The sequence below is a fragment of the Acinetobacter populi genome, from assembly GCF_002174125.1.
GTDB classification, from domain to species: domain Bacteria; phylum Pseudomonadota; class Gammaproteobacteria; order Pseudomonadales; family Moraxellaceae; genus Acinetobacter; species Acinetobacter populi.
Genome location: NZ_NEXX01000001.1, coordinates 580754 through 598365, shown reverse-complemented (window position 1 = coordinate 598365; position 17612 = coordinate 580754). Strand labels below are relative to the sequence as shown.

The 17612-nt window shown below is 36.8% G+C and carries 12 protein-coding genes, 1 tRNA gene and 1 pseudogene; 11 read left to right on the top strand and 3 right to left on the bottom strand.

All coding sequences use genetic code 11. The features are described 5' to 3' along the window. The first annotated feature begins 341 nt into the window (after window positions 1-341). The 8 genes from CAP51_RS02655 (at window position 342) to CAP51_RS02620 (ending at window position 11868) form a co-directional block, all read left to right on the top strand. Window positions 342-1442, top strand: coding sequence for a hypothetical protein (locus tag CAP51_RS02655; protein ID WP_087619202.1), 1101 nt, complete (start codon window positions 342-344; stop codon window positions 1440-1442). Beyond that, window positions 1439-1882 (top strand): hypothetical protein, encoded by a 444-nt coding sequence (locus tag CAP51_RS02650; protein ID WP_087619201.1) that lies wholly within the window; start codon window positions 1439-1441, stop codon window positions 1880-1882. The genes CAP51_RS02655 and CAP51_RS02650 overlap by 4 nt, the downstream gene beginning before the upstream one ends. Further along, complete coding sequence (locus tag CAP51_RS02645; protein WP_087619200.1) at window positions 1869-2570, top strand: hypothetical protein; 702 nt, start codon at window positions 1869-1871, stop codon at window positions 2568-2570. The genes CAP51_RS02650 and CAP51_RS02645 overlap by 14 nt, the downstream gene beginning before the upstream one ends. A 140-nt stretch (window positions 2571-2710) precedes the next feature. Further along, window positions 2711-5473, top strand: a complete 2763-nt coding sequence (locus tag CAP51_RS02640; protein WP_087619199.1) for a type I restriction-modification system subunit M — start codon at window positions 2711-2713, stop codon at window positions 5471-5473. Continuing rightward, window positions 5470-6474 (top strand): virulence RhuM family protein, encoded by a 1005-nt coding sequence (locus tag CAP51_RS02635; RefSeq protein ID WP_087619198.1) that lies wholly within the window; start codon window positions 5470-5472, stop codon window positions 6472-6474. The genes CAP51_RS02640 and CAP51_RS02635 overlap by 4 nt, the downstream gene beginning before the upstream one ends. Beyond that, window positions 6471-7646 carry a restriction endonuclease subunit S gene (locus CAP51_RS02630; protein WP_087619197.1) on the top strand — a complete coding sequence of 392 codons (1176 nt, stop codon included), beginning with the start codon at window positions 6471-6473 and terminating at the stop codon, window positions 7644-7646. Before CAP51_RS02635 ends, CAP51_RS02630 begins: the two co-directional genes overlap by 4 nt. A 67-nt stretch (window positions 7647-7713) precedes the next feature. Then, the gene (locus CAP51_RS02625; protein WP_087619196.1) at window positions 7714-10848 is read left to right on the top strand and encodes a type I restriction endonuclease subunit R; all 3135 of its coding nucleotides are present in this window, start codon (window positions 7714-7716) and stop codon (window positions 10846-10848) included. Between the two features lie 18 nt (window positions 10849-10866). After that, window positions 10867-11868: a Fic family protein gene (locus CAP51_RS02620; protein WP_087619195.1), complete on the top strand. Its 1002-nt coding sequence runs from the start codon at window positions 10867-10869 to the stop codon at window positions 11866-11868. 90 nt (window positions 11869-11958) lie between these two features. Here CAP51_RS02620 and CAP51_RS02615 read toward each other — a convergent pair whose 3' ends face one another. Beyond that, window positions 11959-13302 carry a site-specific integrase gene (locus CAP51_RS02615; RefSeq protein WP_087619194.1) on the bottom strand — a complete coding sequence of 448 codons (1344 nt, stop codon included), beginning with the start codon at window positions 13300-13302 and terminating at the stop codon, window positions 11959-11961. A gap of 166 nt (window positions 13303-13468) precedes the next feature. On the opposite strand from CAP51_RS02615, the gene CAP51_RS17285 reads away from it, so the two are divergent. Beyond that, window positions 13469-13542 (top strand) — tRNA-Pro (locus CAP51_RS17285). Window positions 13543-13711: 169 nt separating this feature from the next. Here the strand turns inward: CAP51_RS17285 and CAP51_RS17680 are convergent. Continuing rightward, a complete protein-coding gene (locus CAP51_RS17680; RefSeq protein ID WP_087619193.1) occupies window positions 13712-14053 on the bottom strand; it encodes a transposase in 342 nt (113 codons plus the stop codon). 266 nt (window positions 14054-14319) lie between these two features. Continuing rightward, window positions 14320-14694: pseudogene (locus CAP51_RS17445) on the bottom strand (IS1595 family transposase); the annotation flags it as partial. Between the two features lie 586 nt (window positions 14695-15280). On the opposite strand from CAP51_RS17445, the gene CAP51_RS02600 reads away from it, so the two are divergent. Both CAP51_RS02600 and CAP51_RS02595 read left to right on the top strand, forming a co-directional pair. After that, window positions 15281-16414 (top strand): amidase, encoded by a 1134-nt coding sequence (locus CAP51_RS02600; RefSeq protein WP_087619192.1) that lies wholly within the window; start codon window positions 15281-15283, stop codon window positions 16412-16414. Between the two features lie 15 nt (window positions 16415-16429). Further along, on the top strand, window positions 16430-17599 hold the full coding sequence (locus tag CAP51_RS02595; protein WP_087619191.1) for an acyl-CoA dehydrogenase family protein: 1170 nt from the start codon (window positions 16430-16432) through the stop codon (window positions 17597-17599). The last annotated feature ends 13 nt before the right edge of the window (window positions 17600-17612 follow it).

Sequence of the window (17612 nt, the reverse complement as noted above, 5' to 3'; positions counted from 1 at the left end):
ACAGGACTAAAACTATATTTAGTTGGGTCAGCTTGTATTTGTTTTTCTACAAAATTCTAGCTTTATTGCAGCTCTTCATATGAAAAAATCAGTAAAAAAATAATACTATATTTATTTTTGATTGGGTGAATAGCCACTAAAAATTTAGACACACATAGCTCGTTTGAAATAGGCTTTTCATAATCCTCCCTAGAAAAATGCAGATTTCTCTAATCGCCAAAATTAACATTAGCTTTAAAGGGGCTGTTTGCCCATTATTTTTGCTAGGATTAAAATTCAGCTTTTTTTTTTGATAAAAATATATTAATTTTAGTAAGGGTTAAATTTTAAAAAGTTGAAAAATGACAGCACAATTGACGATTAAAACTGATGAAAGTAATGAACATCCACGGAAGAGTCTAGTAGATAAAATTAAACTTTGTGAGGAACGACGTATAGATCTTGATATCATTGAAAATATATTTGAAAAAGCCGGAGTTGATGTAGCACATAGATGGGGATCACTTACTAATGAAGCAGTAAGATGTAGTGATACAAAAGCATCACAAATAGAAGAAAAATTAACAGTATTTTTAGAAAATCATATTCGCTATGATAATAAAATTGTTATGGTATATGATCATCTTTCTGAAGATAATATTCAGGAATTTATTGAGGCATTTATCAAGGTCTATAGTGATAGTACTTCTTTTGATAGTACAGAATACATAGCAGATTCATGCCATCAAATTACTGAAAATTTAATTTTTTATAATTTTAGAATAGTCCGTGAAGTCTCTGAACGTAAGGAACTAACTATGAGTGACTTAGGTGATTTAGGCGAAGAGGTGCTAGGTCAGTATAGTCGAATAATAGGTTATCGTCCTGTAAAAATTACTTGTTTTGATGCTTTGGCTATTGATATTAAGAATAAACGTTTAATTTTACAGTTAGATCTAGGTAGTATAGTTTTAGCAAATGCCGTTGATAAATTTTTTCATAATTTGAGAGTGAGTATTAACAAGGCTATTCGCAAAGCTGGAGTCACAAATTGTCGTATTCCTGATAAAACACAGTTTATAAATCTTTATACTACTATCCAAAACTTTTATGATAATGGAGAAGGAGAGGTTACAAAAGCATCATTTTCTACTTCGAAGAATAATCATCATGAAACTTTAAGAGATCGAGCTCGTGATATTCGTAAAGCTGAATATCATCTTAGAGGTAAAGCGGCTGAAGAAGCTTTGGGTGGTAAAATTCGTCCTTATCGGATAAGTAAGCGTTTTGAGCGAATCACAAATACATGGCCACAAGTTTATACTGGTGTGCATTATCGTTATTTTAATAAAGCTATATCAGGAGAAAAAAATTTATATGAAGCACATATTTTTGATATCAAATCTTATAATGATTATCTATTCATCATTGACAAGATCTTAGCGAATAGAACAGTCATATGAATTCGTCATTAAGAGATAGCTATTTTCATCAAGTAATTAGGAGTCGGAAATTTTCTGAATATTCTGATGTAAAATTGAGCTGTCTTTTAATATTAGATTATCTGATCATTGCAGGACGGGATCTTGAGGTAACTTTTAGCTTTGATGAACTGCGTGAGAATGTTGATCATAGTGTTAGCGATGAAGATTTTATTTCGAGTGTTTTTTATTTGACAAGGGAGGATATTGATATTCTTGAGCAAGGCTTCTCTGCTTGGAGAGAAGTAGAAGCACGATTTGTTCCAGTAAAATTTGACAAAGTAAACAGAATGATTGATTCAAATACTTTTTCACACCCTTTTACTGGTGAGGAGTTAACTGAAGAACAGTTTTATGATGAGGTCATATATTTTTTTGGCGTAACACAGAATTTTTTGGATCATAAAAATGACACGTTTTAGTATGAAAGATCCTTTTGTGTTGCGATTATATAAAATTCGGAATGTAAAAAAGTATGATGAATTCTTAGAGCTTCTAGAAGAAGTTTTGGATGAGGCTGCGGAACGTATTTATTCCAGCCTTAATAAGAATTCAGTGGTTAGTACTTATAAAGCTTTGTGTGAATCTGCTGAAACGAATATTAAGGATATTGATGAGTTAAAGAAGCATATCATTTTATTACAAAAAAAGTTAGAAGATGATATTTCTTGTAGGATAGTTGACCACCTTGACGCAAAAGGTTTTGTCTCCTCACATGACCCCAATAATAAAGGACACGTTGATATTTTAGTGCAGAATCAATCAAAAAAATTTAAATGGATTGGTGAAGCTAAATTGTACGATGGAAATAGATACCATCAAAAAGGTTTATATCAGTTGATAAATGATTACTCAACTGGTGGGAAATTTGAAAGTGGTGGTGTACTAATTTACTTGAATAAGACACAATACTCAGTTAAAGACGTGATGCAAAGTTGGGATACTCATCTAAAAGAATTAGCGAAAGATCCTAAAAATCGATTAGAAAATTTTACTTCTGAATTCGATGAACATACAAGTTCAATTTTTTATTCTCAACACATTCATCATAAGTCAGGTGATCCTTACCGTATAAGGCATTGCTGTTTAGATATTCGTATTGATTTTTGATCTATTTTCTTTTGTTTATAAGTTAAAAATAAAAAACTATAAGTTGAGAACCTATCCTAAATTAGAGAGAATACAAATAATACTAGCTTTCTTGGATATTTAAGAAAGCTCTAAACCAATTTAATAACTGTAGACAACTTATGAACAAGCAACAACTCGCTTCCAAAATTTGGGATTCAGCAAATAAAATGCGCTCAAAGATTGAGGCAAATGAATATAAAGACTATATCTTAGGATTCATGTTCTACAAGTTTTTATCAGACAAAGAACAAAGCTTCTTAGTGGCAAATGACTTTAGTCAGGCAAACATTGAAGCACTCACAGAAGAAGATTCACAAACAGTTGAATTTATTAAAGACAGTATTGGTTATTTTATTGCCTATGACAATCTGTTCTCGACATGGCTGAAAAAAGGTAATGATTTTGAGGTTGCCAATGTACGTGATGCTCTTTCTGCTTTTTCACGTTCAATCAGCCCATCACATAAAAAAGTTTTTGAAGGCATTTTTAAAACATTAGAAACAGGTTTAAGTAAGCTTGGAGACAGTTCAAACAGTCAGACTAAAGCGATTAGTGACTTGTTACAACTCATTAAAGTTATTCCAATGAGTAGCAAGCAAGACTATGATGTTCTTGGTTTTATTTACGAATACTTGATTGGTTCGTTTGCTGCTAATGCTGGTAAAAAAGCGGGAGAATTTTATACGCCCCATGAAGTATCTATTTTGATGTCTGAAATCATTGCACATCATTTAAAAGATCAGCAAGAAATCAAAATTTACGATCCAACAAGTGGCTCGGGTTCATTGTTGATCAATATTGGTACTTCTGTTGCCAAGCATGTCAATGATGCAAATAAAATCAAATACTACGCTCAAGAGTTAAAAGAAAATACATATAACCTCACTCGTATGAACTTGGTGATGCGTGGCATTTTACCCTCCAATATTGTGGCTCGTAATGCCGATACTTTAGAGGATGACTGGCCGTATTTTGATGACAATGATCCAATCAATACTTACGAGCCGTTGTATGTTGATGCCGTTGTCTCGAATCCTCCTTACTCTCAGGCATGGGATCCAACGAATAAAGAATCTGACCCACGTTATGCTCGTTTTGGTTTAGCACCAAAAACTAAAGCAGACTACGCGTTTCTACTGCATGATCTTTATCACTTAAAACCCGATGGCATTATGGCGATTGTTCTGCCACATGGTGTATTGTTCCGTGGTGGTGAAGAAGAACGTATTCGTACCAATCTACTTGAAAACAAACATATTGATGCCATCATCGGGTTGCCTGCCAATATCTTCTTTGGTACAGGCATTCCAACTGTGATTGTGATTTTAAAACAACGTCGCCAAAGCAGTGATGTTTTAATTGTTGATGCATCAAAAGGCTTTATCAAAGTTGGTAAAAATAACCATCTACAGGCATCAAATATCAAAAAAATTGTTGATGCGGTGGTTCAGCGTAAGAATATTGATCAATTTTCTAAATTGGTCAGCTTGGAAGAAATCCGTGAGCAAGGCTATAACTTAAATATTCCTCGTTATGTCGATTCATCTGCAAAGGCTGAAACGTGGGATATTTATGCCACGATGTTTGGTGGTATTCCTAAAAAAGAAATTGATACACATGCTAAGTATTGGATGGCATTCCCGCAGTTGCGCCAAGATTTATTTACAGACAGTGATACGCCCTATGTTGATTTAGCAACAACTGAGATCAATCAGGCCATTCATGAACATGTCAATGTTCAGACATTTAGAACGCAATTTAATACGGCTTTTGCCAATTTCCATGATTATTTAAAAGCTGAGTTAATTGGCAAAATGCAGACTTTGCATATTGCACAGCAGGAAAATGTTTTGAGTCTGGATATTTTCAAGCGTTTGGAAAATATTTCTCTAGTCGATAAATATCAGGCATATCAGGCTTTGGACGATCAATGGCAAAGTATTGCAGGTGACTTGGAAATTATACAGTCTGAAGGTTTGAACGCTGCCAAAATTGTAAATCCAAACATTATTATCAAAAAGAAAGATGGCAAGGAGCAAGAAGTTCAGGACGGTTGGGTTGGTTATGTTTTGCCGTTTGATTTGGTGCAAAAGCATTTGTTAATAGATGAATTGACTGCCTTACAAAGCAAAGAGCGAGCTTTAATTGAAGCGAGTGCTGAAATCGAAGCGATTATGGAGTCTTTGTCCGAAGAAGAAAAAGAATCCTTGTTAAACGATGCCAATGATGCTTTTGTAACCGCAGAAATTGCTAAAGCACTAAAACAAGCATTTGAAGATATAGAAACTACTGAAATCCGTGCACTCAATGAATTACTAGAATTACTTGGCAATAAAGCCAAGAAGCCTGAACAAGAACAATTTGTACAGGCACATCCAGAAGTGCAGTGGTCGAAGATTGAAGCCAATAAAAATGGTACTTATGCAGCACCCAAAGTCAAAGCCTATTTAAAAACTTTACAGGTTAACTTCACTTTTGCGGAGGATTCTTTAGAAGCGAAGTTGTTGCAAGTAGAGGATTTGCTTGCTCAGGAAAAAGAGCTAAAAGCAGAGATTAAAGCGGATAGCAACGCCTTGCATTTGTTAACCAAGACCACAATTGAAGACTTGGATGATTCTCAAGTTTTGGAATTGTTGCAAGTGAAGTGGGTGCAACCGATTGTTTCTGCCATTTTGGCGTTACCGAATGAAGTGATTGAGCATTTGACCGATGTGGTGCAGGCGTTGGCAGATAAGTATGCTGTGACCTATACCGAAACCACACAAAAGCTCACCGAAGCGGAAAATAGCCTTGCTGACTTGATTGATGACCTTACAGGTGATGACTTTGATCTGCAAGGTTTGGCGCAGTTTCAAAGCTTGCTGCGAGGAGATATACAATGAATGAAATACAATTTTTACTCTATGAAGCAGACGAAAAAGTTGAAGTCATTGTTAAAGACGAAACCATTTGGGCAACACAAAAAGCGATTGCTGATTTATTTGATGTCGGAATCCCGGCAATTAGCAAACACTTAAAAAATATTTTTGAATCAGGTGAGTTGGACGAAGCAGTGGTTATTTCCATTTTGGAAAATACCACTCAACACGGCGCAATTGTAGGAAAGACACAGACCAAAGAAGTTAAATTTTACAATTTGGATGCGATTATTTCAGTCGGCTACCGTGTCAATTCGCAAAAAGCCACCAAGTTTCGCATCTGGGCAACCAATATCTTAAAAGAATACATTCAAAAAGGTTTTAAGATTGATGTTGAACGGATGAAACAAGGCGAAACAATTTTTGGCAAGGATTATTTTCGTGAATTGCTGGAGACGGTACGTTCTATCCGTGCCAGTGAACGCAGAATATGGCAACAGGTTACCGACGTGTTTGCGGAAATTGCCTTTGACTATGATAAAAATTCAGAGATCACTAAAAATTTTTATGCAACGGTACAAAACAAGTTTCATTTTGCCATTACAGGGCAAACAGCAGCGGAAATTGTTTATAACCATGCCGATCAAACTAAAGATAACATGGGGCTGACCACATGGAAAAATGCCCCTGATGGGCGGATTTTACAGTCTGATGTATCCATTGCCAAAAACTACTTATCTGATAAACAAATTAAACGCTTAGAACGTGATGTATCAGCCTACTTTGATTATGTGGAACGTTTACTAGAGGATGAAACGCTGCTGTCCATGCAGGATTTTGCCTCAAGTGTGGATGCATTTTTGACATTTAACCGCTATCAGATTTTAGATGGACATGGGCAAGTGTCACACGAGCGAGCCAAACAAAAAGCCATCGGTGAATACAAAGAATTTAATAAACAACAAAAAATCATCTCTGACTTTGATAAGGTGATAAGCCAAATTAAAAAAGGCGGTGATAAATGATGGCTACAAACAAAACAGTCACTATAAAAAATTGTCCTGAAGTACGGTTTAAAGGATTTACTGATGTTTGGAAGCAATTTAGGCTAGGCGAGCTTTGTAGCGAGTTCCGTAGTGGTGAGTTTATCAAAGCCGAAAAGATCACTTCATCAGGTGACTATCCTGTGTACGGTGGTAATGGTCTACGAGGATATACTGACACTTATAATCACGACGGTGACTTTGCTCTGATTGGTCGTCAAGGAGCCTTATGTGGCAATATGCAATTTTCCTACGGAAAGGCTTTTTTTACAGAACATGCAGTAGCAGTAAAGGCAAATAACAGTAACGATACAAGCTTTCTGTATCACCTATTTGGAACAATGAATCTGGGACAATATTCTGGTCAATCAGCACAGCCTGGATTAGCTGTAGGTAATCTGATCGAAATAGAAACATTGGTACCAGATAAGACCGAACAAGCCCAAATCGGTAACTTTTTCCAAAACCTAGACCAATCGATTGCTTTACATGAAAAGAAGCTCATTCAAATCCAAAACCTAAAAAAAGCGATGTTGGAAAAAATGTTTCCTAAAGTTGGAAGTAAGCAACCTGAGATTCGGTTAAAAGGGTTTAGTGGGGATTGGGAACAAACGACCTTGGGTGAAATTGCTGATATTTATGATGGAACCCATCAAACACCTAGATATACTAGTTCAGGCATAATGTTCCTAAGTGTTGAAAATATTGTTTCATTACAGTCTAAGAAATATATTTCAGAGGAAGATTTTGAAAATGACTTTAGTGTTTTTCCTGTTAGGAATGATATCTTAATGACCCGAATCGGTGATATTGGTACAGCCAATATTGTGAATTCAGATGAAAAGTTGGCTTATTATGTTAGTTTGGCTCTACTTAAACCCAAAAAAGTAAACCCCGAGTATTTAGTAAAAGCTATTTCATCTGAAATTGTGCAAAAGGGAATCTGGCGACGCACTTTACACATTGCATTTCCTAAAAAAATCAATAAGAATGAAATTAATAATGTTGAAATTTTAGTTCCAATGTGTGATGAAGAGCAATCAAAAATCGGTCAATTCTTTAAAAAACTTGATGAAACCCTAGTGCTACAACAGCAACAGCTCCAAACCTTAAAAAATCTAAAACAGGCATTTTTAGAAAAAATGTTTGTTTGAATCTCTCTAAATCTCCCTTTGTAAAGGGAGACTTTTTATAAATTGACTTGATAAAAGCAAATAGACCATGACATTTAAAAACGAAGCAGCATTTGAACAGGCATTTATCGAAACACTCTTTAACAAGGGCTGGGACAGTACGGTTTTAAAAAATCCAACAGAACAGGATTTAATCAATAACTGGGCAAATATTCTGTTTGAAAATAACAGCGGTATAGATCGGCTGAATGGTCAGCCACTCACCGACTCCGAAATGGCACAAATATTAGAACAAATTAAAAATTTGCGTACACCGTTGGCACTCAATGGCTTTATTAACGGTAAATCCGTTGCGATTAAACGAGATAATCCTAATGATATTTTGCATTTGAGTAAAGAAATCAGCCTGAGTATTTATGACCGCCAGGAAATTGCAGCAGGGCAAAGTCGCTACCAAATCGTACAACAACCAAAATTTCCAACCTCATCACCCATTTTAAATGACCGACGTGGCGACATTATGTTGCTCATTAACGGGATGCCTGTATTTCATGTCGAACTAAAACGCTCCGGTGTACCTGTGAGTCAGGCAACATATCAAATCGAAAACTATGCCCGTTCTGGTATTTTTTCAGGGCTATTTTCATTAGTACAAATCTTTGTTGCTATGAATCCCGAAGAAACCAAATACTTTGCCAATCCTGGCCCGGATGGTTCGTTTAACTCAGACTATTATTTCAATTGGGCAGATTTTAATAATGAGCCAATGAATTATTGGAAAGACATTGCAGCGTATTTCTTATCTATTCCTATGGCGCATCAGCTTATCGGTTTTTATACCGTAGCCGATAAAACCGATGGCATATTGAAGGTCATGCGTAGTTACCAATACTTTGCAGTACGTGCAATTTCTGACCGTGTGGCTCGTATCGAGTGGGATGGACGAGACCGTTTGGGTGGCTATATCTGGCATACGACTGGCTCAGGTAAGACGATGACAAGTTTTAAATCTGCTTATCTGATTGCGACTTCTCAAGATGCTGATAAAGTGATTTTCTTGATGGATCGTATTGAACTCGGTACACAGTCATTAGAGCAATATAATAACTTTGCAGATACAGAGGACTTTGTACAGTCCACTGAAAATACTCATGCATTGATCAGCAAGTTAAAAAGCAACAATCCGAATGAAGTGTTGATTGTCAGCTCTATTCAAAAAATGAGTAATATCAAACAGGAAGAGGGTGGATTAAAAGCCCATGATATTGAGCAGATGCAGAAAAAGCGCATTGTGATTATTGTGGATGAAGCACACCGTTCGACTTTTGGCGATATGCTGATTACTATTAAAGAAACCTTTCCACAGGCAGTCTTCTTTGGATTTACAGGCACACCGATTCAAGAAGAAAATGAAAAGAATATGAATACTACAGCGACCGTATTCGGGCATGAATTGCACCGTTACAGTATCGCTGATGGTATTCGAGATAAAAACGTATTGGGTTTTGATCCTTATTTGATTTCAACCTATAAAGATTCAAAATTACGAGAAGCTGTGGCTTTGGATGAAGCAAAAGCCAATACTGTTCGAGAAGCTTTAGATGATCCTAAAAAGAAAGAAATCTATTTGCGCTTTATGGATAAAAGTCAGGTTGCTATGGCGGGTCATTGGGACAAAGCCAACAATTATGTCAAAGGGATTGAGGATTATTTACCAACAGAACAGTATCGTCGACCAGCACATCAGAATAAAGTAGTGGAGGATATTTTAGAAAACTGGATGCAATACAGCCAAAATAATAAATTTCATGGCATGTTTGCCACTAGTAGTATTGCCGAAGCAATTGAATATTATCGTTTGTTTAAGAAGCTAAAACCTGAGCTGAAAATTACAGCATTGTTTGACCCAAATATTGATAATAATGGACATGCGAAATTTAAAGAAGACGGTTTAGTTGAGATCATTAGTGACTATAACACTCGCTACGGTATGGAGTTTAGTTTAGCCACCCATGCCAAAATGAAGCGAGATATTGCAGACCGTTTAGCACATAAAGAGTTGTATAAACGAGTAGAACATACACCTGAAAAACAACTGGATTTACTGATTGTAGTTGATCAAATGCTGACAGGTTTTGACTCAAAATGGGTCAATACTTTGTATTTGGATAAAATGCTTGAGTATGCGAACTTGATTCAAGCATTCTCACGTACAAACCGCTTATTTGGTAAAGATAAGCCATTCGGTATCATTCGATATTACAGACGTCCACACACCATGAAACGTAATATTGATGCAGCAGTGAAGTTATATTCAGGAGATAAACCTTTAGCTTTATTTGTAGATAAGCTGCAAGACAACTTAAATAAATTAAATTCTATTTTTTCCGATATAGCGCTACTATTTAAACATGCAGGTATTAAAAATTTTGAAAAGTTACCTAAAGATAAAGCGGCTTGTGGTCAGTTTGCAAAACTATTTAAGCAATTCAATGAGCATCTGCAAGCTGCAAAAATCCAAGGCTTTAATTGGAATAAACGAACATATAATTCAGATGAAATGGATTCAACAGAACCACCGTTATTGCTTGCAATAGACGAGCAGACATATTTAATTCTTGCTTTACGTTATAAGGAGTTATTTTCTGAAGGTGGAAGTGGTGGAGGTGGAGACAATGTGCCATTTGAAATAGAAGGCTATTTAACAGAGATTGATACTGATAAGATTGATTCGGATTACATGAATAGTCGCTTTACCAAATACCTAAAAGCATTGCATGAAGGTGAAAAAGCGATATCAGTTGAAGAAGCATTGAATGAACTGCATAAGAGCTTTGCAGCTTTAACGCATGATGAACAAAAAATTGCCAATATCTTTTTACATGATGTTCAGCGTGGCGATGTACAATTCATAGAAGGTAAGTCATTTAGAGATTTCATTACAGAGTATCAATTTAAAGCTAAAGAGGATGAGATACATGCTATTGCGACTTCATTTGGTATAGATGAAACCAAATTAAGACAGTTGATCAATGCACACGTCAATGAAAATAATATTAATGAATTTGCACGTTTTGATGTTTTATTAAGTACAGTAGATAAAGCAAAGGCAAAGTTATATTTTGAGAAAGAAGAAGGGGCGACAATACCTCTTTTTAGGGTCAATGTGAAAATTGCAGCCTTTCTCAAAGAGTTTATTTTGAAAAATTCCCAATCAGATTAGGATTTTTGGTAGCTAAATATGACATACCAACCACCTTATACCATCACTTCAAAAATCATTCATCTGATTTCACAGATCAGTGAGAATATAGGGCGTTTGACTGTTTTAGAGGAAATTCAGGACAGCTTGAAACTGAGGAAAGCTAACCGTATCCGAACTATTCAAGGTTCACTTGCAATAGAAGGAAATACACTGAGTACAGAGCAAATCACAGCAATACTAAATGGTAAGCCTGTGATTGCTCCACCTAAAGAGGTGCAGGAAGTCCGTAATGCCATCAAAGCCTATGAACAGTTTCAGCTATGGCAGCCAACGGATGAGCATGACTTATTGGAAGCCCATCAAGTTTTAATGACAGGTTTGATTGATGAGATAGGAAATTATCGTCATGGTGGAGTAGGTGTTATGGCAGGTAATCAAGTGGTGCATATGGCACCACCTGCTAATCAGGTTCCCCGTTTAATGGCTGACCTATTAAAATGGCTTACCCAGAGTGAAGAACATCCTTTAATCAAAAGCTGTGTGTTCCATTATGAATTTGAATTTATTCATCCCTTTGCCGATGGGAATGGTCGCATGGGACGACTTTGGCAAACATTAATACTAACAAAGTGGAATCCAATATTTGCTAATATCCCTGTTGAAAGTCTGATTTATCAGAATCAACGAGCGTATTATGATGCTTTGCAAGCCAGTACTGATCAGACTAATTCAGCACCATTTATAGAGTTCATTCTACAGATGATCTTCGATGCGATTCAAAGTTCATTAACAACCGACCAAGCCACCGTACATGCTACCGATCAAGTTACCGTACAAGATGATGACTATGTTCAACGTTTAGTTTCAGCTATGGAACATAGAGAGTATAGCTTGACAGAGTTAATGTCTTTGCTTCAATTATCTCACAGGGCATCTTTCCAGCAGAATTATCTTAGACCGGCAATAGAGGCAGGTCTGATTGAGCGTACGATTCCGGATAAACCGAAAAGCCCTAAACAGCGGTATAGGTTAAAATAAATCAGAGGCTAATACATGAAATAAAGTGCCTCAAAATAAGTATCCAAAAAGATCTAGATCGAAAGCTATATATTATTATCATTTCATTATTCATTTGGAAATTAAAATATCAAGCTTGTTTCCTAATAAATCCCACGCCTCGCGCATTTCATCTGCATAATCGTAAACAATATAGATTCGTTTGAGCTTTGACTGTTCTGTATGGTTTAGGCATCGGTCAGCTACATCTGGGGTAACGCCTAAACGTACCATCATTGAAGCCCCTGTACGGCGTAGATCATGTGGTGTCCAATACCCACCAATTAGTTTCAGTGCGTCAAAGGATTTGGTGCGACCATGAATAACCTGGGCATCATTTTCACGTTGCCTGTCACCTACTTGTTTGGTGACAGTTTTGGTTGTTACTGCACCTGTTTTACTTCGGTTAGGATAGCACCAAGTGTCATGCTCTTTGATTTGATGCAATCGTTTAAACTGTCTGATTGTGAAATCAGATAGATAAACAGTGTGTGGTTTACCATTTTTACTATGTTCTGCTGGTATAACCCATGTTCTTTTTTCAAAATCAATATAACGCCATTCGGCAGAAAGTATTTCTCCAATACGACAACAAGTAGATAAACAAACCCATAGAGCAATTTGAGTTGATTCTAGTAAGTTTGCTGCTGGTAACAATTTGGATAACATAACAATTTCATCTTCATTTAAGATTCTATCTCTTTCATTATCTTTACCAAAGACCTTACTTTTATTGATGGTTGCCGTAGGGTTAATCTGTAAATAATCCCGCTCAATGGCAAAGTTAAACATCTGTCGTAGAAGTGAAAAAATCACTTTAGACATACGATTGACACCTCTTGCCATCAGTTGATCTGTGATTTCAGTAATATGAGATTTTTGTACATCAGCTACATAAAGATGACCTAAAGAAGGTAAGACATCTTTTTCAAACATACGGCGGACTTCACTACCACCATCTTTACGTTGTGAAATTTCAAGCTGTGTCCAGCGTTCAAATAATTGCGAAACTGTTAAGCGTGAAGCAAGACGAGCAGCTTCTGCATCCGCTTCAGCTTTCTCTCGGTCAAGACGTGCAATCTCGGCATCTCTCGTTTTGGTACGGGCAAGTTCTTCAGCCTCCAGATGCTCTTTAATATTTCTGATACCTGATTTATGTAAGCCAGCTAGATAGGTTGCTTTTTGAGTAGCTTCGGCTAATGTCATTGTGCCATCACTACCAGAACGGCTATAAGTACCAATTGGATAGGTGACTCGTTCTCCCTGTTCATTTTGATAGCGAAAATAGAAAAGTCGCTCACCGCTTTTAGTAATTCTGGCAATGAGGCTACCATGTCCCCAAATAGCAACCTGATTTAACCAGATATCTTTATCAGCCGATTTTACATTCATTTGTTTGTCTGTTATGTTCGCCAAGTACGATCTCCATTCTGGTTTAAGCATATTATATCTGGTTGCCAATTGGTTGCCAATTGAGTTTGGCTAGGTCAGGATTGGTTTGGAAGTTATAGGACTCATTATTTTTAAAATTAATGTAAAATCATTGTATTATGTTGTTTTGTGAAATAGTATAGGATTCAATCGGAATAAGCAGGATAGTGAAAAACTTTTATGGGGTGTAAGGGGTCGAAGGTTCAAATCCTTTCATTCCGACCAATTCAAGCAGTGAGTTCATTTCTTTTTCATATATTAAATCTAAGCTTAATTATATTCATTTTTGTTGATTTATTTTCCTATGTGGGTATTTGTGGAAATAGGTCTATATATGCAAAATACTGAATAACTCAGCTATCTATTCTTGTTCATATCATATTAGGGTATGTCCTCATTTGGTCTTGCACCAAATAAACATACAAGCGATGTAGACCATAGACTGATCATTTCGTGCAAGTTTATCAAATCGGATTGCAATGGCACGGAAATGTTTTAATCTAGAGAAGACATTTTCAACTAAATATCTCAATTGATATAGATATTTATCAAACTCTTTACTCAATCTCTTGCTGTTTGATCTCATTGGAATAACTGGGATCATATTCTTATTTTTTACGAATATCCTGATGTTTTCAGCATCATATCCTTTAACTGCAAGCAAATAATCTGCTGCTTCTACACTATCAATTAGTTGTTTTACAACTTGACTGTCGTGGGCTTCATCCCCGGTGATTTTAAATCAATCGGTAATCCATTCGCGTCGGTTGCAAGATGTAATTTTGTTGTTCATCCACCGCGTGATTATATAATTGCTTGCTCGAAACCATGTCAAGCTCCATTTGCATGCTGATGCACGCGTATGTGGTTTCCCTCAATGAGTACCCATTCTTGATCCAAGATGCCCTGTAATCTAAATACGTGCCATTGAAAAATATAGAAATAAAATAGTTTAAGGGGTTATCTTAAGTCTTTAAACTAATTCTTTAATTGAGAACACGTCCTAGTAATTATCGGCATTAATGATTACTGTCTTAATATCTGTCACAATCTTGACGTAAATTTTGCCATCACGTATAAGCATACAGAATGCAGCTACTTTTTCCCACAGCGCCACGCCCACGTTTTCCTTTATGCACACCGACAAAATAACTCTCATCTAGCTCAATTTGTCCATTAAAGACTTCTGTCGCATCTCGGTCAAGATAGATGATAAATAAATAACTTGCCGAGTTTTCCTATAAAGCAATGCAGCAGAGTTAGGTTGAATACCGAGTAAATCTGCTGCTGCTCTACTCTAGTAGTGCCCTTTGCTATAAAAAACTTAAGTAATTTTCTTTGAGTCTTTTTGCTCAATTTACATCTGATTAGTTTCATACAACTAGATTATTACAATTCTAATCTACTACAGTCCTAATCGTCTTATGAAATTTTTCAGTTCTGCTAATCTAGATATATGTAATTAAAATAAATAATCAGTAATATATTATTGTGTAGAGATAATATGCAGCTAGATCTATTTATGGTCATAATCCGATTTTAAATGAGAATATACGGTTAATTATATTTTTCATGATTCATGATTTTTTAATTATAAAATTTTAAATGCTCTATTAAATTGCAAATCTATGCATCAAAAAAAAGCAAAATTATATAGATGTTAAATCATGGTGCATATTTAAAAAAAATAGCTTTGCTAAAAAATAGTGCAATAATTTTTTTATAAAAACTTATTGACTATTAAAGTTAATATTTAATGCTAAAAGGTTTTGCTCGACTGATTTTTTAATAATAATAAGATGTTGTTTTATAATATTTAATAATTTTATTTGATCATTTTTGGTGCTATCTAAAAGTAGGTGTGCACCAAGTTTTATCTCTTAAAAATTAATTGACATTTCAACTAATTTGACGCATTTTAATTCTAAATCTAGTGATGAAATTTACAGTAAAAGGTGAATGTATGGATAATATTGTTTATGAAAAAATGATTTTAGGGGAAGGTCCTATTAAAGTCATGATTAAAGATAGTATTCATATCGCCGGATTTAAAACAGTTGCTGGAAGTCGTGCATTAATTAATAGTGAAATAAAAAAAGAAAATGCTGAGATTGTGGATTTAATTCTAAAATCTGATTGTCAAATCATCGGTAAAACTAATTTACATGAACTTGCTTATGGTATTACTGGCATTAATAAATTTACTGGTACAGCGATTAATCCGAAATATCCAGAACTGATTCCTGGAGGGTCTTCCAGTGGTTCTGCTGCTGCGGTTGCCGCAAATCTGGTTGACTTTTCAATTGGTACGGATACGGGGGGATCGATCCGTATGCCTGCTGCTTGTTGCGGTGTGTTTGGTTTAAAACCGACATTTGGCCGAGTCAGCCGTAAAGGCGTATTGCCTGAACAGACTAGTCTAGATTGTGTGGGGCCATTTGCCAATGATATGGATCATCTTGTTCAGGCTATGCAAATAATTGATCCTAGTTTCAAAGAGGATGTTGTCAATGCTGTGGCAGTCAAAACACCTAATCTGGTGATGCTTGATGTGAGTGCAGAAGATGAAGTGTGGCAAGTGGTGAAAGCGTTTCTCAAGCAAGCCGGATTTGAGCATTCTCCCCATGTTCAAATCGAAACGTTTGATGAAGCGTACAGTGCAGGGATGCAAATTATTAATTATGAAACATGGCAGGCATTTGGGCACTTGGTAGCAAGTGGAGATGTTGCCGAAGACGTGGCAGGTCGATTGTTAAAAGCCTCTAAAACCACCAGTGCAGATGTCAATGCTGCAAATCTAGTACGAGAAAAGTTTAGTCAGGCTATTGATCAATTGCTTGAGCAGTATGACGCCATTGTAATGCCCACTTTACCGCAAATTCCACCAAAAATTGCCGATGCAGAAAATACAGTCGCATTTTTAAATATGACGGCGTTGGTGCGACCTTTTAATTTATCAGGTCATCCAGCCGTCACCATTCCTTTACAGACTGCGGATGGCAATCCCGTCGGTCTTCAAATTGTCACCCGACATGATGCTGATGAACAGTTATGTGCCATTGCGACATATCTGGTCAATAGGGCAAACGCAAATTAGTAGGAGCCGGAAAATATGAATGGCCTATCCATGGTAAGTATTAGTAATAATCTGAATGATGATGTCGATTTAGACACCTTATGTCAGGAAATCAGAGAGCGTGCGGTGACAGGCGAGTTTGATGAACAGGCTTATGTTTCTTTGGACATCATCGATAAGTTGAAAAAAATTGGTGTCTATCGCGCACTGGTTCCTGCTCGTTTTGGTGGAGAAGAATGTACTCCGAGAGAATTTTGTGAATTGATCGAGAAACTCTCCACGGCCGATGGTTCTGTAGGGTGGGTAGCCAGTTTTGGTATGAGTCCGGCCTATCTTGCTGGTTTACCGGAAGCTACTTTGGCACAAATTTATCAGGATGGTCCCGATGTGGTTTTTGCGGGTGGGATTTTTCCGCCTCAACCTGCTCAAGTCACTCAGGATGGCATGCTGGTTAAAGGTCGCTGGAAATTCTCTAGTGGTTGTATGGGCGCAGATATTATCGGTGTAGGTATTTCTCCGTGTAAAGGATCGGAAGCACAAGGATTGCCTCGAATGGCGGTGATGCCTGCCGATCAGGTACAGATCGAAATGACATGGGATACGGTGGGCTTAAAAGCCACAGGTAGCCATGATCTGATAGTGAATGATGTACTGGTTCAGGAAGACTGGACCTTTGTACGCGGTGAAGCTTCAAAGTTACCGGAACCATTTTTTAAATATCCTTCTTTATCTTTTGCCACACAGGTTTTAACTGTGGTGGGTATTGGGATTGCTGCCGCTGCACTGGAAGAATTTAAAAATCTGGCACCGGGAAAATCATCTATTACAGGTGGCGCACAAATTGCGCATCGACCAGTTACGCAATATGAATTTGCAAAGGCAGAAGCAGAATTTTTGGCATCTAGAGCATGGTTTTATCAAACCATGGATGCGGTCTGGGACGTGATTTTAAAAGGGCAACAGCCGTTACCTGAGCAAATCAGCCAGATGCGCTTGTCCTGTACCCATGCAGCACGGGTGGCCTCAAAAGTAACCCGCAAAATGCAAATGCTGGCAGGCATGACGGCCATTTATACCAATAACGTGTTTAGTCGTTTTGTCAATGATAGCAACGTGGTGACACAGCACGCCTTTATGGGCGATGCAACTTTGTTGAATGCCGGCGCCATGAGCTTTGGTCTGGAACCCACTCCGGGATATTTATAACATTAAAGAGGTA